The sequence below is a fragment of the Amphibacillus sp. Q70 genome, assembly GCF_052055485.1.
Taxonomy (GTDB): domain Bacteria; phylum Bacillota; class Bacilli; order Bacillales; family Amphibacillaceae; genus Amphibacillus.
Genome location: NZ_CP197171.1, coordinates 2,162,151 through 2,183,326, shown reverse-complemented (window position 1 = coordinate 2,183,326; position 21,176 = coordinate 2,162,151). Strand labels below are relative to the sequence as shown.

The window sequence follows — 21,176 nt, the reverse complement described above, 5'->3', positions numbered from 1 at the left end:
CGTTCAAGAACAAAGCTTATCAAGTTAGCGAAAATGCAGTCAACTTTGACGAAATCACTTAATTATCACAAAAAAAGCATGAAGAACATCCCCCACACTTAAATCGTTTCAACTTATCTTATAAAATAATGGCTCTATTTTTTCCAGAACGTTTGGCTTCATATAATGCTTTATCTGCTTGAGAAATGATTGCTTTATTATGAATATTCCCTTTGTCTGGAATAACAGCACCCAAGCTGACACCTACAAACAAACTAGTATTATTCACTTGATAGGGTAATTTTAAGACCTTTTCCACCCGTTGAATAAATACCTTCAAATTATCTTTATTTCCTATATCAGGCAATAAAATAATAAACTCATCGCCACCTAAACGACTAACTGTATCCATTTCACGAACAGATTTTCTTAATCGTTGACTAATTTGAATAATGACTTGGTCACCAGCATCGTGTCCGAACTGATCATTAATTCCTTTAAAATCGTCTAAATCTAAAATAATAACTGCAAAAAGCTGATCATATCGCTTGTATTTAGCAATGGTCTGATGAAGACGATCATTGAATAAACGTCGATTAGCTAATCCGGTTAACGGATCACGATAGGCGAGTCTTCGCAATTTTTTCTCATACAATTTACGCTCCTCGATATCCCGCGCCACAACAATCGTATGTTGATAAATCGATTGTTGATCAAAAACAGGCTCAATTTTGAGCTCAAACCACCGATAATCCCCGCTACTATTTCGAAATTTGACTTCAACTTTTTTTGTCTCTCTATCTCTAACAGCATACTTAAGATAATTTTGTACCCGATTATGATACCTTTGATCAACAAGATCGATTAGCTTTCTATTTTCAAAATCAGCTAGCTTCAAGCCCAATACATGCTCGTGTGATGGAGAGGTATAAACAAAATGCCCATACTGATCTAAGATTTGGATTAAGTCAGATGAATGTTCAGCAATTAAACGAAAACGTTCTTCACTTTTTAATAAGGCATCTTTTGCAAACCGTTCGGCAGTCATATCCTTAAAAATCAAATAAACGCCTTGAACTTCCCTTTCTAAAAGCATCGGGATAAACTTAATTTGCAATCTCACCTCGTATTGATCCTCACTCATAACTGTAATTTCAACTGATTGAGGTTGTCCTAATTTAGTTTCTTGAAAAGCTCTAATCACTAAATCTTCATCATTAGTCTTGATTAAATCAAAGATATTTCGATCTTGATTACTTTGATACAGTTGTTGTAAAAGAAGTTGACTTGCTTTATTCATCCGAATAATTTTACCAGAAACATTGAGGTAAGCGATTGGATCAGTGTTTTCATCAAACAGTGATTTGTATCGTTGACGGCTGAACTTCAACCTTTGATTACTGACCAGCTTCTGTGCCTCAACTTTTTTCTGTTCAGTAATATCACGTGTGATCGCAATAAGATGCGTCACTTTCCCAGCTTCAATAATCGGCGTTAATGTTGTTTCTGAAATCCGTTGACGAGCAAATGAAATCAGGTAATCATCTTGATAAACATAGGTCGATTTTTGCTTAACAGCCTGCTGATATTTTTCTACTAAGCTCACTGCTAACTGCTCTGGATTAACCTGACGAATCTCCTTACCAATGATTTCATCCGTTAGTAACAATTTCTCTCGTACTGCTCGATTAATTAATTGATAGCAAAATTGGCTGCCATCCTCACTCACACGGACAACAAAAACCATATCCTGAATCCCATCAATGATTTCCTGATTTGTGATCGACATCTGCCTCACCTTTCAGATTAGCTAAATTATAATTATTATAGCACTATTGAACTGGTTTTTGTTATTTTTTCAATAAAATAATTAGGTTTTAGGACCTATTTTGTGAAAAAATAGTGATTAAAAAGCCACCCATTAATGGATAGCTTTTTCCTTTTAATTCAGTGACTATTTTTTCGCAAATTTATGATATATAACTTTAACAACTTCCATCAGAAAGATCGCTGCTATCGCCAAGCCTGTCGCTATTCCCCATTGCATGAAAGTAAATCCACTAGGGATAGCAAAGATCGTCCGCAAACCAGGCAAGACCGTTAAGACATATAGACCGAGACAGAGTGTGACAGCTGCCAAGACATATTTATTCGTTGTAAAGCCCACAGCAAAAATGGTTTGTTGATTCGAACGAGCTGCAAAAGTTTGTAGTGTTCTAGATAAAATTAGCGTTGTAAATGCCATTGCCACCCCTGTTTCAACACTATGTTGCAAACCAATCTGATGGGAGATAATTACCGCTATTCCGATAATTGAGCCACGTGTAACCACAGAACGTAACGTCTCACCAGCAAAAATACCTTCATTAATTGAACGTGGTTTTCGATTCATCACACCAGGTTCTGATTTTTCCATCCCAAGTGCAATCGCTGGTAATGAATCATTCACTAAGTTAATGAAAAGTAATTGAAGTGCCGTAAATGGATTGGGCAAACCAAGTGCAACAGCAAACAAAATCGCAATAATTGCCCCTAAGTTTCCACTAAACAAGTAAGCAATTGCCTTTTTTATATTATCAAAGACAGTTCGTCCAACTTCTACAGCTTTAACGATTGAGACAAAGTTATCATCAGTTAAAATCATTGCCGAAGCATCCTTGCTAACGTCTGTTCCGCTTCCCATTGCAATCCCAATATCCGCTTGCTTCAAAGCTGGTGCATCATTAACACCATCCCCGGTCATAGCTGAAATTTGGTCTTTGGCTTGCCATGCTTTAACAATTCGAATTTTATTTTCAGGTGAGACACGGGCATAAACAGAAATATGTTCAAGTTTATCACTCAGTTCTTCTTCACTCATCGCATCAAGCTCTTGACCAGTGACAGCGAAATCTCCTTCCTCCATTAAACCAATATCACGCCCAATGGCCTCTGCCGTCGTTTTGTGATCGCCTGTGATCATTACAGTTTTCATCCCCGCAGCTTTAGTTTCCTCAATCGCACTATAAACAGCATCTCGAGGGGGATCGATCATTGCCAGTAAACCGACTAAAACAAGATCTGCTTCATCTTCAAAACTAAGCGTTTCTTTTGTACTGGTTAATTTTTTATAACCAAATGCCAACACGCGTAAAGCCTGTTCTGAAAAGGTTTCATTCTGCTTCATCAACTGATCATGCCAATTTTGATCCAATGGAAGCTCTTTGCCATTTACTAAAATATACTTAGCACGTTTAAACATCACGTCAGGTCCACCCTTAGTCAGCATCATCCGCTCACCATCAAGGTCATTCAAGGTTGACATTAGTTTCCGATCAGAGTCGAACGGTAACTCATCGATTCGCGGATTGGCTTCACGAATCTCTTGATCACTTTCGCCATGCTGATTCGAAAAGTTGACTAAGGCAACTTCCGTTGGATCGCCAACTTCTGTCCCCTTTGCATTGATATAACTATCATTACACAAAACTGAAATCTTAATTAAATATTTTTCTGACAACGACCACTCTGACGAACCTTGGTCAATCTTTTGTTCATCTTGACCAGGAACATAATAATCTACGACAGTCATTTTATTTTGTGTTAGTGTACCCGTTTTATCTGTACAAATCACACCTGTTGAGCCTAAAGTTTCTACAGCCGGCAGTTTTCGAATAATTGCGTGTTGCTTAGCCATTTTATTTGTCCCAACCGAAAGCACGATTGTGACGATCGATTGTAATGCCTCTGGAACAGCAGCAACAGCAACGGCAACTGCAAACATTAATGCCTGTAATAATTCTGTTGTTAGATCAGCCGGCTGATCGCCTAACCAAATCCGTGCCGCTTGAACAACAAAGATTCCGATGGATAAGAGCAAAATCCAAATCCCCAATTTTTTACTAAAAACATCAAGCTTTCGTTGGAGTGGGGTTTGCTTCTGTTCAGCTGTATTCAGCATATCAGCAATCTTACCAATCTCTGTTTTTGTTCCTGTTTCGGTCACGACAAAAGTGGCACGTCCATTCGTAACTAGTGCACTACTAAAAACTAAGTTCGTGCGATCACCAAGGGCGACTTCCTCAGCAATGGCATCTTCATCTTTATCAACGACTTGTGACTCACCAGTCAACATCCCTTCATTCACTTGAAGTGAGCCACTTTCTAAAATACGGCCATCAGCCGGGATATAATCACCCGCCTCAAGAAAAACGAGATCACCCCGAACAAGCTCTCGTGCAGGGATCGTCTGCTTCTCACCATGCCGAATCACTTTGGCAGCAGGGGCTGACATTTGTTTTAAAGCATCCAACGAATTTTCTGCCTTCTTCGTTTGAACTACACTAATGACTGCATTCATAATAAGTACAATCAAAATGACAATCGTTTCAATATAATCACCTAATAAAAATTGCACAATCGCAGCAATTAATAGAATAACAACCATGGCATCTTTAAAAGATCCGAGGAATAATGCCCATGTCGACTTTTTTTCCCCTTCTTCAATCTCATTGAAGCCTTCTGTTTCTTGTCGACGTATGACTTCATCCTTTGCTAATCCTTTTTGATCAACTTTTAATTGTTCCAAAACTTGTTCTTTTTCTTGTTGATAATAGTTCATCTTATCTACATCTCCTAATCTCACCTATAATTATAACCAACTATGTGAAATCCACACCATATTATTCGCTAAATAAAGTGAAACTTTATTCAGTAGGAACTTTTCAACGTATCGGACATACTAGTGCCTACAATGTCACAAATTTTTTTCAGTAAGGGCAAATAACCGCACGAAGGAAAACTACGACGTCTTTGCAAGGTTAGCAAAACTGGGCTCATCGCCAAACCTTTCTGGCGAATGCCATCGTTTGACTGAGACGATCGCCAATCAAATCTTTTATTTCTTTGATCGTGCAAGAATATGGGCTTTACTTATTCTGAGTCCCAAGTTCCAGAACATGGTGGTTTTGTCAGTCAGCGTTGCACGGCGATAAATGTTACCACTTCACATCTTTTCTTTACCAAACTTCTGCAATTGGCTAAGAGCAAAAAAAGACCCTTACCAATAGCCTTCTGAATATAATCATTCAGAAAATCATTGGTAAAGGTCTTGCTAGCAACGGTGGTTCACATTGCCAATAATGCCGGAGACACCTTTCCTCGTAATGACGACATTATTGCTTGAGCTACTCCCCTTATACTCTTTTAAGTTTATGGCTTGTTAGGCGAAAAGTCAACTGAAATTTTCCGGTACGAAAGTCACCTTTCGCCTGTTCGCTCAGTTTACTATCCTTATTTGATAAATTTTCCATTCAAAAAGTTAAGCCTTTACATCAACATGTCCACCTAAATGTGGCTGAATGGATTGTTGAAGCATTTGAATCATTTGTTCCGATTGCATTTCAGCTTGATCCATAGTCTTTTTCATCACACTGATTGAAGCTTGTTGCTTCAATTGTGACTGGTTCATTGCGATTGATAGTTTTGCAATATCGATATTAATCACCTCTAGGTGTAGTTTAACATATTTGCGTACTTGTGAATAGGGTATTTCAGCACCTAATCCCTTCTTCGTTCAATCCTCTTTCTTTGGGTGTATCGGAAAAGGGTTAGCTGGATATAAAAGATATGACTATGCAGCAGGGGGAGAAATTCTTGCAACAAGACCATTTCCTAAAAAATCTATCAGGTATTGATGAACAGGGAAATAAAAAACCCCATCGTCTAGGTCGCTGTTTACTGTTATTGATACATAAGTCTTTATGAGGCAGAATCATGTCGTAAAACAGCAGGTGATATTTTGCAGCTACTACGAAATTCTCAAAAAAGCCCGGATAAGACCCCATTTATCCAGTTGGTAAAAACAGTATGAGATGTGGCATGAAAGGTGTATCGATCAATACAGGTATCCAAAAAGAGTTCACTAATATAAAAGATTATTTGAACTAAGCTAACGATCGCTTCCCTTTTGAATCATTGCCCTAGCCTTTTATTTAACACAACAACCAGTGGATACTATCATTCTTCCCTACACCCACATTAAATATTATCTAACCATGAAAATAACCCCCAGATTTAGAAGCTTCACTCTAAATTTGGAGGCTATTTTAATAAGCAATCGGTTTAATGATTGACTGTGTCTACAATGGCTTGTAAATATCCTGATGTATCAACAAATGTGGCTCCACTAACTACATCTGCTATTTCTTCATCTTCACCTAATCCATTTAAGTCATCAATAGTAGCTTCAATTTCTTCGACTGTCGATCCAACAGCATGATCAATAATAGCTTGGATGTTTTCAACATAAGTACTTGTAGCATCTGCAATATCAGTCATCATACCAGAATATGATTCGTCGTTTAGTATTTTTGATGCGAGTACAACATCATCATTGTAATTTTCACCAAAGCCAGCATCACTATTTGGTACACCATCAAAATCTGCAGGGTCTAAATACTGAAATTCATCAATTGTAGCAGCTAGAACAGTGTCTCCATCATGCAAAACAGCTGTAACTGCAAATGATTGGTCACCATGTGGTGCTTGCAAAGAATAACTTAATTCTGCATTCTCAAGATTAACTTCTGGAGCACTTGAAAATTCAAAGCCTTCATTAGCAGTATCAACAATTGCTTGTAGATAACCACTTGTATCAACAAATGTCGCACCAGATACAACATCTGCTATTTCGTCGTCTTCTTCGAGATCATCTAATTCGGAAATAGCTGCTTCAACTTCTGCAACGGTTTGACCAATAGCAAAATCCTGAATAGCTGTTAAGTTATCACTATAAGATACTGTTGAGCCAGCTCCTTCCATCATTTCAGAATAGATTTCATCATTTTCTAGTTTACTGATTAAAGTAACATCTTCAGCTGATCCTTCTCCAAAGGATGCATCTGAATTCGGAACACCAGTAACATCAGCATTATCCATAAATTGATATTCATCTAAAATGACGTCAACAATAGTATCACCATCCATCACTACGAATGTAGAAGCAAATGCTTTATCACCATGCGGTGCATTATACATTGTTTTTAGTGTAACATCAATTGCCTCTTCTCCTTCATCAGGAGATTCAGATGTTTCTTCCTCTTCTTCTGGTGTTTGTTCTGCTGCATCTTCCTCTGGAGGTGTATCTTCAGTACCATTACATCCTACAAATAAAAATGCCGTGAATAATAACATCATTAAAATTGCCTTTTTCAAATTAACCACCCCTATAAATATTTTTATTATGTTAATAATATCACAAACTTTAGCATTTGACACCTATTAATAAATAAAATGTAAATTTTTTTAGTGGAAAAAGGGCAAATACCCGTATTGATGGGGATTAGGGCCAAGAATAAGTAAGGCACTTATTCTTGCTCGATCAAAGAAATCAAAGATTTGATTGGCGAGTGTCTCAGTCAAACGATAGCATTCGCCAGAAAGACTTGGCGATAAGCCCAGTTTTGCTAACCTTGCAAAGGCGTCGTAGCTTTCCTTCGTGCGGTTACTCGCTCCATTGAAAACATTTGTTTAGTTAAGTGAATCAGGACATTAGCTCACCTAAGCTCCTAGCTCAATAGATTTATTTCATTTCTCTATTAGCTACATCGTGTGGTAGTGATAACGCCTGCGTAACCAACGTCGTGAGACTTGGGCTGTGATGACTCGCCCCATCGAAACCCATTGTCATCCCGATTTTTATGATGGGTGATCTGTGATAAATAATCTAATCGTAAAATGGAGAATCGCCACAAGCCTAGCCTATCTAAAGATTGAAACAACAAAAGCAATTGCCATATCCTGCTCTTTTTCTTTTATCCATAACAACACTGATTTTTAAATTCACAGCTAAAATAGTCGTAATTGCTGTGGGGCTAAATCTTTATAATCAATATCTAACATCTTTTGCAATGTTTTAGCATTGGAAGCTGCGTCTCCACCAGAGTTATTATTAAACAAAATATAAACATCTTTAGTTTCTTTAGCCAGTTGTAAGATTCGTTCACGCCATTCTGTCAATTCCACCTGATTATATTTATAGAGGTAACGAACTTCCCGCCAATTAGTGTCTTTATTCCTCGGTCGATTCCAACCATGGACATTACGACCATGAAAACGAATCAATGTTTTATCTGAATGAGTTACAACAGGAACAATTGGAACTGAGCCATCGCCAGCCTGTGGTTCATCTACAACAGTATGAATCCAACCCTCTTTTCTTATTAAATCAAGGGTTTGCTCACGATTTTTTGGCCTATACCAAGATTGGTTTCTAAATTCTAATGCAATAGGGATATCGATCATTTTCTGGACACAATAGCGTAAATAGACAATATGGTCCGAAGTATAATCAAACCACGGTGGAAATTGAAATAACACCATTGCTAATTTTCCAGCTTTGATCAAGGGTTCTATCGAAGCTTTAAAAGCTTCAAACATATCTGTCTTCGTATCGAAAGGTGTATTTGTCTGCTGGTGACCTGTCATACCTTGATAAGCCTTCACAACAAAACGAAAGGAAGCAGGTGTTTCCTTGATCCATTTCTCCATATTACGAATCGGCTGTACTGCATAAAAAGAGGCATCCAGTTCTACAATCGGGAAATGACTGCTGTATTCTGCTAATTTATCTTTATCTTTTATTTTGACCGAGTACAGGTTGTCATGATCGCCCCATCCTGTTAAGCCAATATAAATCAACTTATTCACCTAATCTCTTTTTGATTTATTATTCATACTTCTCTTATTTTATCAAACATGCAACTGACTGTCAGTTAGCTAAATGATTCCGAAGTTGCTGTAAAAATTCATTAGCTGCACTTGAGAATACTTGATGTTTCTTCCAGATAATATTTAATCCCGCTTCCAGTTTAGGCTTTAATGGGCGAAAGCAAAGCTCACTATCTCCCGATGTATTAATCAGCTTATCTATACACAGCGCATACCCAAGATGCTCCTTCACCATTAACGAGGCATTATAGAGTAAATTATATGTACCAATAATGTCTAAATGATTAGCCTCTTGACCAAACCATCCTGCTAGCTCATTACTAACAGCTGTTTGGCGGGAAACAATCAGTGGCTTATCCATTAAATCTTCAGGTTCAATAAATAACTGATCGGCTAGTGGACTATCTTTACGCATAAGTACACCCCATATATCGGTAGCTGTTAATTTTATATAATCATATTTTTGTTTATCTGCTGGTTCGATAACAATGCCGAAATCTAATAAACCACTATCTAATTTACTAATAATATCATCTGCATTTCCGCTGTATAAGTGAAATTTTATACTTGGGTGTGCATTGAGAAGTTCTTTTAGCGCTTTGGCAATCAAATGCATTCCTTCTGTTTCACCACCGCCAATATAAACTTCCCCACTAATAATTTCTGATGACTGATTAAAATTCGCTTCAGTTTTATCGACTAACTCAACAATCTCCCTCGCTTTTTCTAATAAGTAGACACCTTCATCTGTCAAAGAAATTTTTCGATTTCCCCGAATAAATAAAGTTGAGCCTAACTCCTTTTCAAGATCATTTAATTGCCTTGATAACGTAGGCTGTGACAGATGTAAATAGTTAGCCGCTGCCGAAATACTTTGTTGATTTGCTACTGCAATAAAATATCGCAAAACACGGACATCCATGATATCCCTCCTCCACCTATAACTTTTGGGTATGCGAGTCTATTCAATCTAGGTATTTGTTATCGAAAAGCATATCATATTATAATGTGATTAACAAACCATAATCCTAGATCCCATCCTATGAATAGGAAAGCATTTCTTGCAAAATAGAAAACCCGATTCAAAGCAAGGACTAAGAACAACACTCTATACTCTCATAGTCTAGCTTTAAAACATATTGAATAACGATGAAGCACAACAATGAATATCATTGAAAAGAAAATCAGAAAAATTACTGATCAGTCTTAATTATCCTTTTTTAAAAAGAAAGAAGTGAGAATTAAATGAGAAGTATTCCTTTAATTTGGCTATTTATATTCTTGTTCATTAGTGGATGTTCAACAAATAATTTAGCTCCCAATGAACAAGATGAAGAAGTAAGTTCAAATGAGCATATGAGTACAGATGAAGAGGCAAATACAATCGATGAGGATGAAGAATCAATGCATAATATCTTATTGACCATTAATAATGAATCATTTCAAGCTACACTTTATGATAATGAAACAACTGAGGCATTTATAGCGAAACTCCCTCTGTCTATCACAATGAATGAGCTAAATGGTAATGAAAAATATTCTAATTTGGATGAATCCCTTCCAAGCCAAAGTGAACAAGTCGAATTTATTGAAACAGGTGACTTGATGCTTTTTGGTTCTGACACACTGGTTCTTTTTTACGAGAATTTCTCAACATCATATTCTTACACGCGCTTAGGTACTATAGATCATCCAGAAAATTTGAGCACTATCCTGGGCAATAATAGTATAACGGTACACATTGAGTTAGTGGACTAAAAGCCAAAATGAACAGTTATTTTATCTATTATCAATAACTTTTATTTGACCTAAAGTTAACTTTAGCATGTAAAATAATTAGAAATTAACATCTAAGGATTAAGCGAATGAATCAATACTCTGCATCAATGGGTATAAGGTGTAAGAAGCCTATTTAAAGCACAAAACAGGAGGTGGAATAAATGTCTGCAAATGACCCATCAATACTAGCGACCATTGAGCAATTAGAATCTCAAGTTAGAAGCTATAGTCGAAGCTTCCCTACTGTATTTGAAAAAGCGAAAGGCTATTTTCTATGGGATTCAAGTGGGAAAGAATATATAGACTTTTTCTCTGGAGCAGGCGCATTAAACTATGGGCATAATAATGATAATATGCTAAGTGTAATGATAGAATATCTGCAAAATGATGGCATTATTCATAGTTTAGATATGGCAACAGTCACGCGAGGTCAATTTTTGAAAAAATTTAGTGAGATCATTCTTAAGCCAAGAGAATTAAACTATAAAGTAATGTTTCCAGGACCTACTGGAACAAATTCTGTCGAAAGTGCTATAAAAATTGCTCGTAAAGTTACTGGAAGAGAAAACATAATTAGCTTTAGCAATGCTTTTCATGGTATGACAATTGGCTCTCTTTCTCTTTCCGGTAATGCATTCAAGCGAAAAGGGGCTGGCATTTCATTAAATAACGTTACCATCATGCCTTTCGACCATTATCTGCAGGGGGACCATACGATTGATTATTTAAAAAGGTTTCTTTCCGATAGTGGAAGTGGTGTCGATTTACCAGCAGCAATCATTTTAGAAACTGTTCAAGGAGAAGGCGGATTAAATGCAGCTCGTTTTTCATGGTTAAAAAAGATCGAACAAATTTGTAAGGAGCACAACATTCTTTTAATTGTAGACGATATTCAAGCCGGTTGCGGCCGAACAGGTACTTTCTTTAGCTTTGAGCCAGCAGGAATTAAACCAGATATTGTTTGTCTATCTAAATCTATTGGTGGAATAGGGTTACCAATGGCACTGACATTAATAAAGCCTGAATGGGATCAATGGGAGTCAGGTGAACATAACGGGACATTCAGGGGTAACAACTTAGCATTTATAGCAGCAACAGAAGCTCTCAATTATTGGAAAGATGATAAATTTAGCTTTACTATTGAAGAAAAAGCGGAAGTCATCACGCAACAATTAACCAGGTTAATTGAGACCTATCCATTTATTCATGGTGAATTACGAGGCAGGGGCTTGATGCAGGGAATCGCTTGTAGAACTCCTGGTATTGCCCAAAAAATAGCTAAAAAAGCTTTTGAAAAAGGATTGATTATTGAAACATCAGGAGCAAATGATGAAGTGCTCAAATTATTACCCCCTTTAATCATTGATAAAGTGGGCATTCAAAAGGGGATCTCTATTCTTGAAGCAAGCATTAAAGAATTGACCTAAATCTAACCAAACCCACCATGAATGGATATTTAAATACAGCTTTCTTTATCTTGATCTATTGATAATTATAATAGGAGGAATTTTCAATGCAAAAACCATACGTTATTATTCATACCCACACATCACTTGATGGGAAGATTCATGCGATCGATTTACCAGAATTTAAAGCTGGCAGTCAGCAATATCAGGAATTAGCCCTCTATCCCGATAAGCAGGTCTTTAACATTCAAGGCTATATTAATGGACGGGTGACAACTGATGATAATACCACGTTTTACCGTAAACCAGAGCTAAATGAACAAGCAGATCCTGTTCCAGAAGGAGATTTTATAGCTGATGACAATGCACCGATGTACTATATCTCGCTCGATCCATCGGGAAGATTAGGCTGGGAAAAGAATGTTGTTGATTATGGAAATATCGACTCTCATGTTATTGAAGTTTTAACAGAACGTGTCAGCAATGCTTATAAAGATTTCTTGAGACGCATGAACATTTCCTATATTATTGCTGGCAAAGATCAACTAGACAATGCCCTTGTTCTCCACAAACTAGCAACTGTTTTTAAAATGAAAAATGTGATGATTGGCGGAGGCGGTACCGTGAACTGGTCCTATATTGATAGTGGTTTAGTTGATGAAGTGAGTATTGTCATGGCACCCATCGCAGACGGCTCTGACGAGCAAAGCTTGTTTAATGCAAAAGAGCCCTTTTCCAAAGAGAAGCCTGTCTCATTTACGTTAATCGATGCCAAACCACTAAAAGAAAGCACCGTCTGGTTACGATATAAAGTCAATAAGGGAAAAGATAATTAAAAATACGGATAGCCCAAAATAAAACGAAACTTCAATCAGTGGGAGTTGGGCCTACAGGATGTAGGTCATGCATATGGTTCCGGTGGGGCGAGTAATCACAGCCCCAGTCCCGAGTTTTATGGGCGGTTTCTGTGATAAATAATCAACTTAGAGCGAGCCGCTTAAATTGGCTCGCTCTAAGTCATTTTATTTTTACTTGATCTTCTAAAAAAACAACATTAAGCAGATTAAACAACAAAATCAATCGGCTTAGTTCCTGATCCTTGCTCATCACGTGTATACCATAACTCATCTTTTAATGGATGACGTCGATATTTAACGATTCGGTAGATTTGCCAAACGGCCAAGATTAAATTAAGCATTAAGCTAGTAATGGCAAGTAGCCAATTGGCTGGTGCATGATAGCTGACAGTCACATTGAAATAGCTTCCTGTCGCAAAAAAATAATCCATCAGTGCCATGAATGAACTCTGGTAAAACTCAGAAGTTTCATGGATTCATTGATGAATTTAATAAGTTATAACGTTCGTTTTAACCTGACAACATTGGTAACGCAGTCCCAGAACGCTGCGACGTTAGCCTGCCTTAAGGTTGGAAATCCTCTCGCCTAATTATGATAGAAAAAATGAATTTATAGTTACAAGATTTATAATTTATTGAGATAAGTCTACATTGATTCATACATTTTTTATCAGAATCCTCCATGAGAGAATCCAATGGGATATAAACCTACACTAGATATAACCTTAATGTTATTTGCATCTATATTTAGAACTGAAGAAATATTCTGCTTAATATCTTCTTCGGAAAAATGACTTTGTAATTGATAATAATACTCTTGTTTTTTATCAGAAGTGCTTCCCAACCTCCAATTTCCCAAATATGAAAGCTTATCAATCTCTGGAGTTTGTTGTTGATTTTTAATTTTGATTACCCACGTCGGAGCCCAGATACCACTGAAATCACCCGTCTTTTCTCTTAGTATAGCGATTCTTTTAGAAATAGCTCTCATATAGATAGGAGTAAATATCCAAAGTGTTAGAAGCAAAGACGAAGGAATAGTCATTTTCCATAAACCCATGGACAAGGTTGAGTATTCAACAATTAATATTAATAAAAACCAAAGTAATACACCTAAGAAAGTCACACCTGTTCTTAAAGCTTTAAAATTATCGCTAAATTTTTTCAAATAATTTAATTCAACAGCATCAGACATATCATTATTATTATTAAGTATTGTCTCCTTATCTTTTTCAAAATAAGTATAGATCATATAATAATTTGTCAGAAATAACTTTTTTCTACTAAACCCTTTACATTTAATTCTTGTGTCCAATCCGTTTTTGGATCGATGATTTTTTCAGTTGAATATTCAACAACTAAACCATAATCCTTTTCTTCCCTAATATTTTTGAACGTGTATAAAAAATTTCCTACCTTATCAAGAAGATAACCGTCTTTTAACATTTTATTTAAAAATTCTTTTTCCTTAGCACTTCCAGAATGAAAGCGTCTAATTTTTTTCATCATTAACACCTCTATTCTTCGAAATTGTGTGCAATAAATCTAAAAATTCCTTTTGCCTTTTCAGCAGATTTTCTCCCTTCTCTGTCAGAACATATTCTTTTTTTGTCCCTTTTTCCGCAACTAAAGATATATAACCTTTGTCTAAGAAATCCGATATACTTCTGTACATGGTTGCCGGCCCGATAGTAATCAACCCATTCGTAACATTCTGAACATATTTCATAATTTCGTAACCATGTGAAGGTTGCCTCAAACATAATAAAATCAAAAATGAAGTGTAGTTAATTGGAATATTTAAATCTGTGTTTTTTTTACTCATTAAAGTCACCTACTTAATTAGTACTTATAGATATAATATATCCATTTTGGATATATGTAAAATGGATATATTTATTTTGAATATAATTTATGAGTGATTATAGTCATTTTTATGAATAAATCCTACTGTATACTTATTTTTTAAAAATTTATTTCTTAATAATCACTTAAATAATAATTAAATATCATCAAAAAATTTGACAATCCCTCCTTTTTACTCATTCCTTATTACTTACGCTGTGATACAGCTTTATCTAAGCAAAGCAGTTTTGTTTATTATTTAATAGTTATGAATAAATTGATATGATAAAAAATCTACCATTCAATCAAATTAAGACCGTCTAAAGAATTCTTAGACGGTCTTAATTTGCCTTTGTGTGGCTATATTTTTACTGAATACTTTTGAATAATACTTGCAATTTCGGTAAAAGAGTAATGGTGTAATACTACATTTACCGTGAAATCAACCTTTTGGTCAGTTTCCATATTTAAATTATAACCATTATATCTTAAAAAAATAGCTAATGAATGCAGTGCTGTTCTTTTGTTCCCATTAATAAAAGCATGGTTTAGTGCAATAGACTCAAATAGAGCAGCTGCTTTCTCAAATAGTGATTGATAAGCATCTTCTCCACCAACCGTAGTTTGTGGTCCTTTAACAGCAGATTCCAACAAAGCATGGTCTTTTACACCTAATGGTTCGTCAGGACTATATTTTTTGATAACAAAAGTGTTAATTGCAATGACTTCTTTACTTGATAAATATCTCATCATTATTTATCAACCAACTGTTTCAGTGCTTCATCATGAGTTTTTGACGTTTCTTCTAATATTTCAAAAAAATCCGAACTAATACCGTCTGGTAAAGATACTTTTTGATTTTTTCTAATTGTAATTTTTTCTTTATCACTTTTTATTTCAACCATATCCCCATACTCTATTCCATGTTCAGCAAGCATATCAACGGGTAAAGTAACTCCATAACTTTTACCTATTTTTGTTATCTTTCTTTCGATACTCATTTACTCCACCTCATTTATAATTAACTTATATCCATTATAACGATAATAATGATTATAATCAATTATAGCAAGAGGTATAAGATTAAATCAAGGTAGCGAGATGTCTTATAATTTTATCATTATCTTGACTTTCTAATTCTTTAATAATGTGCAAATAGGTTTCTTGTGTTGTTATCATGCTAGAATGACCAAGCCTTCTAGCAACACTTGCAATAGACACACCTGCAAAAAGTAAAAGTGAAGCATGTGTGTGTCGCAATCCATGGATGGTTATAACTGGAATTCCAACTTTTAAACATAAGGCTTTTAGTCGATTATTTACTGTAGAATTAAAAACCCTTCCTTTTACAAAGACAGTTTCATCAATGTCCATATTTTTAATTAATTGGGAAAACTGTATGGCAATTTGCCAATCTAGTTGAACTTTCCGTTTAGAAGATTCATTTTTTGTTGACCGAAAGCCCCCTTTTGTCTCTTTGTAATTCCAAGTTTTTTCTACATTGACTTGTTGTTTTGAAAAATCAAAGTCATTTGGTGTCAGTGCTAATGCTTCGGAGAATCTTAATCCTGTTTTGGCAATGAAAAGTATAAACCAATCCCAACTAATTTCTTCTTGCAAGTCTAATTCTCTTAATAATGCTTGAATTTCAAATTGATTAAGAAATTTGATTTTTTTCTCACGTGGTGTTTTCCCTTTAATAATAACTTTTCGTGTTGGGTTTTTTTCTATGATTCCTTCATCAACTGCATCGAGAATAGCGCCTTTTAATTGATGATGAAAGTCCATCGTTGTTTGTTTTTCGTGAGTAAGTGCATAATCGTTGAGCAGTTTTTGATAACTTTTCCGATCTAATTCATTCATTTTTAAATTAGGTGCTAACTCTTCAAATCTTTGCAAACTCATATAATACTTTTGAAGTGTTATCTCTCGAATTGCTCCAACTTTAAATAACTCAATCCATTCTTCAAAGTACTCATGAAACATTTGTGTTGATTTTTTTCTTCTTGCCATAATAAAAAACCTCCTAATAATAATTAGTGATTGGATCACCATTTCTATTATTAAGAGATTAAATACTTTTTGAAAACCTTAAGTGTTTGATAAAACGAAACTTCACTGAATCGGAGTTTTCAATCTTCTCCCACTGAGTGTTAGTTGAGTGAATCAGGACATTAGCTCACCTGATCTCCCGCCTAATAGATTTGTTTCCTTTCTTTATTCGAAGGACTACAGGCTAAAACCACCACATCGTGTGGTAACGCCTGCGTGACCAACGTCGTGGGACTGGGACTGCGGTTACTCGTCCCAACGAAGTGATTTGCGGTTACTCGCCCCATCGAAACCCATTGTTGCCCCGAGTTTTACGGACGGTTATCTGTGATAAAGGCTAATCAACATACTATTACTGGAAACATCCTCCTAATTTGTTTCAACATCTTCATCCTTTTTCAAAGTGTTTATCATACATTCTTACCTTAATGTGTTTATGAAAATTTTATAAGAAAATCGGATCATCTCGTATTATATGAAAAGTGATAAATCTTTTTAGCAAATATTAATTTCACATCATTTAGATAAATAAAAATCAATTATAAAGTTAGATACTTAAAGGGCTTACCTTTGTTGCTATGGTTTTGTTAAAAACAAGCCTGCTTTTTCAGGTTGTGATTAAATACTTTATATGCTAATTTAATGATAAGAAACGAGTAGAGAAAATTTAAAAAGTTTATCAAGAGAGGAGGACCAAGATGGGTGAAATTGTTTTAGAAAAAATATTAACTGAACTACAAGGACTAAAGCAAGAAGTAAGTGGGGTTAAACAAGGATTAAATGCAGTTAAAGGAGAAGTTGGCGGTGTTAAGCAAGGGCTCAATGGGGTTAAAGGAGAAGTTGATGGCGTTAAACAAGGATTAAATGCAGTTAAAGAAGAAGTTGACAGCGTTAAGCAAGGGCTCAATGGGGTTAAAGGAGAAGTTGATGGCGTTAAACAAGGATTAAATGCAGTTAAAGGAGAAGTTGACGGCGTTAAGCAAGGATTAAATGCAGTTAAAGGAGAAGTTGACGGTGTTAAGCAAGGGCTCAATGGGGTTAAAGAAGAAGTTGACGGCGTTAAGCAAGGATTAAATGCAGTTAAAGGAGAAGTTGACGGCGTTAAGCAAGGGCTCAATGGGGTTAAAGAAGAAGTTGGCGGCGTTAAGCAAGGGCTCAATGGGGTTAAAGGAGAAGTTGACGGCGTTAAGCAAGAACAGAAAACAACAAATGAACGTTTATCAAACATTGAATCTAATCAAGATATCATCCACAATCAAACAGTAAAATTAACGGAATACCACTCAAAAACGATAGCACGTTTGGATAACTTGGCAACGAAAGATGACATTGGCTACTTAGATAAAAAAATAGGTGAACACGATCGTGAAATATTTAAAATTAAAAATAATGGGTAAAGATAAAGAACAAACATTTAGACAATAAGGAGCGTAAACTAAGCGGTGCCAATGAGAGAGCTTACGGTCCTTATTTTGCGATGTAATTTTCTATCGGAAGTATTTCTATGATGTATCAAGCTTCAAAACCTTGCCTAAGTACTTTTGAATCCTTTAAACAATAATAGATTACCTGTTTATAAACTATTGACGTTTGGACTAGAAACTTCGACCACATCGTGTCGAGCATCAAGGCTTCAATCGTATCGTAAAGTTAAGTACACGATCAACGCACTAGAAAGCAATTCATGACAGCTATAGAGAAGTAACTAAAAAAGGAGCATTCTCCAATGAGAAAGCTCTATTAAAAGCATTATTTTTACGAATAAGAGAACTGAAATCTGAATGGGAAGATAGTGACTTCCAAAACTAGGCAATGGTTATAAACCAGCTTCTTCTCCATGATGAGTTCAAAGATAGAGTTTTAAAGTACCTTGAGTGAATAGGAACTTACACACTTTATTCACAATCTTTATAGTAAGCAAAACTAGTCAATACTTTTAAAATGATGGTAATATAACCAACCATTTAACCTTCCTCTATTAATTTTTCAATGCACTACTTTTATCTTATGTCTTTTCTTTTTCCTCGCCTGAATTAGTAATAAATACCAATTCCCCTAAACACCTAGACTATCTACTCTTTAATGGATTCATATACATTTTTGCAAGTGAATAGAATGACCTCAACTCATCTAAAATAATATAGTTCCATTTTCAAAAATTTTTTATTAACCCCAGCAAATCGATCTATCCGATTAAATAACTTTACTCATAATTTTTTAAAAAATCACTACTTAATAAATACTTTTTTCTATTCAAACCAACTGAGAGCATTCTTCAAAATACAACACCCTAATTTCCAAATCTATCTCCAGCCTTTTTCAATCCCTTAACAACATCTTCAATATCTGAATTCTCCATTTTCGGAAATAAAGGAAGTGTAATCAGATTTTGGTATAAAGCTTCTGCATTTGGACAAAGACCCTTTTTGTAACCAAGTTTTTGATAATAAGGGTGCCAATAGACCGGAATATAATGAACATGGACGCCAATATTATTTTCTCTAAGAAATTCAAATGCTTTCCTTCTTGATACATGGGGCTCTTTCCACTGAATTACATAAAGATGCCAGCCTGAATCAAAGTTATCTAAAAATACTGGCTGTTGAATAAATGAAATATCTTCCAGTAGGTACTGATATTGTTTTGCTAATTCTGTTCTCCTTTTAATAAAAGTATCAAGCTTATCTAACTGAGAGCTGGCTAATGCCGCTGATATATCTGTCATTCTATAATTGTATCCAAGTTCCTGCATTTCATAATACCATGGGGCTTTCTCTGGTTGTTGGACAATGCCGTGATTCCTAAACTGCTTAAGTTTATAATAATACTCCTCTGAATCAGTGACAATAATGCCCCCTTCTCCAGCAGTAATAGGCTTAACTGGATGGAAACTAAACATTGTCATATCTGCCAAGGTCCCTACTTTTCGCCCACAATAATTTGCCCCTAATGAATGGGCACTATCCTCAATCACAATTAAATTATGTTGGTTGGCAATTTCATTAATAGCATCCATATCAGCAGGCCGACCAGTATAATCAACTGGAATAATGGCTTTTGTTTTGCTAGTAATATGTTGAGTGATTTGACTTGGATCAAGGTTATAGGTTAATTGATCAATATCAGCAAAGACAGGTATGCCACCACAGTATAAAACGGCATTTGAAGTAGCAGCAAATGTCATTGGTGTTGTAATCACCTCATCGCCATTCGTAATACCAGCTGCATAACAAGCACCATGTAGTGCCGCTGTCCCATTCGAAAAGGCAACGGCATATTTGGCACCGACATAATGAGCTATTTTCTCTTCAAAAGTATCTACTTTGGGTCCCTGAGTTAGGAATGGGGACTGTAATACTTTAACAACCTCTTCAATATCAGTTGCATCTATCGATTGCTGACCATATGATAAATATTTATCTCTAATTTTCATTATATCAACTCAATTCGTAATAAAAATAAACAATTATATCTCATCCTATTATGATAATTCACTCTCCATTAATAAATCAAAAGTAAGTGGTTCACCTTTTTTGACCGAACGTATCACTTTTTTACCTAAGATCATTTCATAATATTTAGTTGGTAAACCCAAACCTGGACGAATTGCCTTAATATTATCTTTGGTTAAAGCTTCGCCTTTTTGAATATCAGCTGCAATATACAATGATCGGCGATGTTTTAAAGAAGCTATTTCATCAGCTACTGGCCCATAATTAATCTCACCTAGACTTTGCCATGCTCTCGTTGTTTCTTCTTTTAGCTGTTTTAATTCGGGCGGTTCCATTGAAAAAGCTGAATCTACCCCGCCATCTGCACGAGCTAAAGTAAAGTGTTTCTCTATAACGGTCGCACCTAACGCGACACTAGCAACTGCCACTCCAACCCCCATGGTATGATCTGATAAACCTACTTGGCAATTAAACAGTTCTTTCATATGGGGCATTGTCCGTAAATTGGTATTTTCAGGTGTTGCGGGATAAGTGCTTGTACAAGTTAACAGGATTAAATCCTTACAGCCTTCATTTCTAGCAGCCTTAACTGCATCATCTAACTCAGCGGCCGTTGCCATTCCCGTTGATATAATCATTGGTTTTCCCGTTTTAGCCACTCTCTTAATCAGTGGAAGATCAACATTCTCAAAAGAGGCAATTTTATAGGCGGGTACATTAAGCTTTTCTAAGAAGTCAACAGCTGTTTCATCAAATGGGGAACTAAAAGCGAGAAGACCAAGCTCTTTACACTTTTCAAAAATAGTCTGATGCCATTCCCAAGGTGTGTATGCTTGCTGATACAAATGATATAATGAGTTTCCTTGCCACAAATTCTTATCATCTTCAATAAAAAAATCACCTTCATGAATATCAAGTGTCATTGTATCTGCTGTATAAGTTTGTAACTTGATAGCATCTGCCCCTGCTTCAGCAGCTGCTTCAACAATTGCAAGTGCTCGATCTAATGATTGATTATGATTCCCTGACATTTCAGCAATGATAAAAGGTTCATGATTTATACCGATTTTTCTGTTGCCAATCTTCAATTCCATATC

19 protein-coding genes are annotated in these 21,176 nt (G+C 35.7%); 4 read left to right on the top strand and 15 right to left on the bottom strand.

The genetic code is table 11. The features are described from left to right. Positions 1-118: 118 nt before the first annotated feature. The 6 genes from ACS127_RS09550 to ACS127_RS09525 form a co-directional block, all read right to left on the bottom strand. On the bottom strand, positions 119-1,768 hold the full coding sequence (locus ACS127_RS09550; RefSeq protein WP_440894812.1) for a diguanylate cyclase domain-containing protein: 1,650 nt from the start codon (positions 1,766-1,768) through the stop codon (positions 119-121). A 165-nt stretch (positions 1,769-1,933) separates the two neighbouring features. Next, positions 1,934-4,579 carry a cation-translocating P-type ATPase gene (locus tag ACS127_RS09545; protein WP_440894811.1) on the bottom strand — a complete coding sequence of 882 codons (2,646 nt, stop codon included), beginning with the start codon at positions 4,577-4,579 and terminating at the stop codon, positions 1,934-1,936. Positions 4,580-5,278: 699 nt separating this feature from the next. Continuing rightward, the gene (locus ACS127_RS09540; protein ID WP_440894810.1) at positions 5,279-5,464 is read right to left on the bottom strand and encodes a YjfB family protein; all 186 of its coding nucleotides are present in this window, start codon (positions 5,462-5,464) and stop codon (positions 5,279-5,281) included. A 617-nt stretch (positions 5,465-6,081) separates the two neighbouring features. After that, a complete protein-coding gene (locus tag ACS127_RS09535; RefSeq protein ID WP_440894809.1) occupies positions 6,082-7,173 on the bottom strand; it encodes a hypothetical protein in 1,092 nt (363 codons plus the stop codon). A 633-nt stretch (positions 7,174-7,806) separates the two neighbouring features. Further along, complete coding sequence (locus ACS127_RS09530; RefSeq protein ID WP_440898117.1) at positions 7,807-8,658, bottom strand: DUF72 domain-containing protein; 852 nt, start codon at positions 8,656-8,658, stop codon at positions 7,807-7,809. A 70-nt stretch (positions 8,659-8,728) separates the two neighbouring features. After that, positions 8,729-9,610 (bottom strand): LysR family transcriptional regulator, encoded by an 882-nt coding sequence (locus ACS127_RS09525; protein ID WP_440894808.1) that lies wholly within the window; start codon positions 9,608-9,610, stop codon positions 8,729-8,731. Between the two features lie 323 nt (positions 9,611-9,933). On the opposite strand from ACS127_RS09525, the gene ACS127_RS09520 reads away from it, so the two are divergent. The 3 genes from ACS127_RS09520 (at position 9,934) to ACS127_RS09510 (ending at position 12,709) form a co-directional block, all read left to right on the top strand. After that, positions 9,934-10,446: a cyclophilin-like fold protein gene (locus ACS127_RS09520; RefSeq protein WP_440894807.1), complete on the top strand. Its 513-nt coding sequence runs from the start codon at positions 9,934-9,936 to the stop codon at positions 10,444-10,446. Between the two features lie 182 nt (positions 10,447-10,628). Then, positions 10,629-11,894 (top strand): diaminobutyrate--2-oxoglutarate transaminase, encoded by a 1,266-nt coding sequence (gene ectB / locus ACS127_RS09515; RefSeq protein WP_440894806.1) that lies wholly within the window; start codon positions 10,629-10,631, stop codon positions 11,892-11,894. Between the two features lie 86 nt (positions 11,895-11,980). Beyond that, a complete protein-coding gene (locus ACS127_RS09510) occupies positions 11,981-12,709 on the top strand; it encodes a dihydrofolate reductase family protein (RefSeq protein WP_440894805.1) in 729 nt (242 codons plus the stop codon). A 227-nt stretch (positions 12,710-12,936) separates the two neighbouring features. Here the strand turns inward: ACS127_RS09510 and ACS127_RS09505 are convergent, their stop codons facing one another. The 7 genes from ACS127_RS09505 to ACS127_RS09475 form a co-directional block, all read right to left on the bottom strand. Continuing rightward, positions 12,937-13,161, bottom strand: coding sequence for a DUF5692 family protein (locus tag ACS127_RS09505; protein WP_440894804.1), 225 nt, complete (start codon positions 13,159-13,161; stop codon positions 12,937-12,939). A gap of 239 nt (positions 13,162-13,400) precedes the next feature. After that, a complete protein-coding gene (locus ACS127_RS09500) occupies positions 13,401-13,982 on the bottom strand; it encodes a hypothetical protein (RefSeq protein ID WP_440894803.1) in 582 nt (193 codons plus the stop codon). 11 nt (positions 13,983-13,993) lie between these two features. Further along, entirely contained in the window at positions 13,994-14,236 is a 243-nt protein-coding gene (locus ACS127_RS09495; RefSeq protein WP_440894802.1) for a DUF2812 domain-containing protein, read from the bottom strand. Beyond that, positions 14,223-14,555, bottom strand: coding sequence for a PadR family transcriptional regulator (locus ACS127_RS09490; protein WP_440894801.1), 333 nt, complete (start codon positions 14,553-14,555; stop codon positions 14,223-14,225). The genes ACS127_RS09495 and ACS127_RS09490 overlap by 14 nt, the downstream gene beginning before the upstream one ends. Positions 14,556-14,935: 380 nt before the next feature. Further along, positions 14,936-15,328, bottom strand: coding sequence for a type II toxin-antitoxin system death-on-curing family toxin (locus ACS127_RS09485; protein WP_440894800.1), 393 nt, complete (start codon positions 15,326-15,328; stop codon positions 14,936-14,938). Beyond that, complete coding sequence (locus tag ACS127_RS09480) at positions 15,328-15,576, bottom strand: AbrB/MazE/SpoVT family DNA-binding domain-containing protein (RefSeq protein WP_440894799.1); 249 nt, start codon at positions 15,574-15,576, stop codon at positions 15,328-15,330. The genes ACS127_RS09485 and ACS127_RS09480 overlap by 1 nt, the downstream gene beginning before the upstream one ends. An 82-nt stretch (positions 15,577-15,658) precedes the next feature. Beyond that, positions 15,659-16,588, bottom strand: coding sequence for a tyrosine-type recombinase/integrase (locus ACS127_RS09475; RefSeq protein WP_440894798.1), 930 nt, complete (start codon positions 16,586-16,588; stop codon positions 15,659-15,661). 737 nt (positions 16,589-17,325) lie between these two features. Between ACS127_RS09475 and ACS127_RS09470 the strand changes: the two genes are divergently transcribed. Then, entirely contained in the window at positions 17,326-18,024 is a 699-nt protein-coding gene (locus ACS127_RS09470; protein ID WP_440894797.1) for a hypothetical protein, read from the top strand. Between the two features lie 893 nt (positions 18,025-18,917). Here the strand turns inward: ACS127_RS09470 and pseC are convergent. After that, complete coding sequence (pseC, locus tag ACS127_RS09465) at positions 18,918-20,060, bottom strand: UDP-4-amino-4,6-dideoxy-N-acetyl-beta-L-altrosamine transaminase (protein ID WP_440894796.1); 1,143 nt, start codon at positions 20,058-20,060, stop codon at positions 18,918-18,920. Positions 20,061-20,108: 48 nt separating this feature from the next. Beyond that, positions 20,109-21,173: a pseudaminic acid synthase gene (gene pseI, locus ACS127_RS09460; RefSeq protein WP_440894795.1), complete on the bottom strand. Its 1,065-nt coding sequence runs from the start codon at positions 21,171-21,173 to the stop codon at positions 20,109-20,111. Between the last annotated feature and the right edge of the window lie 3 nt (positions 21,174-21,176).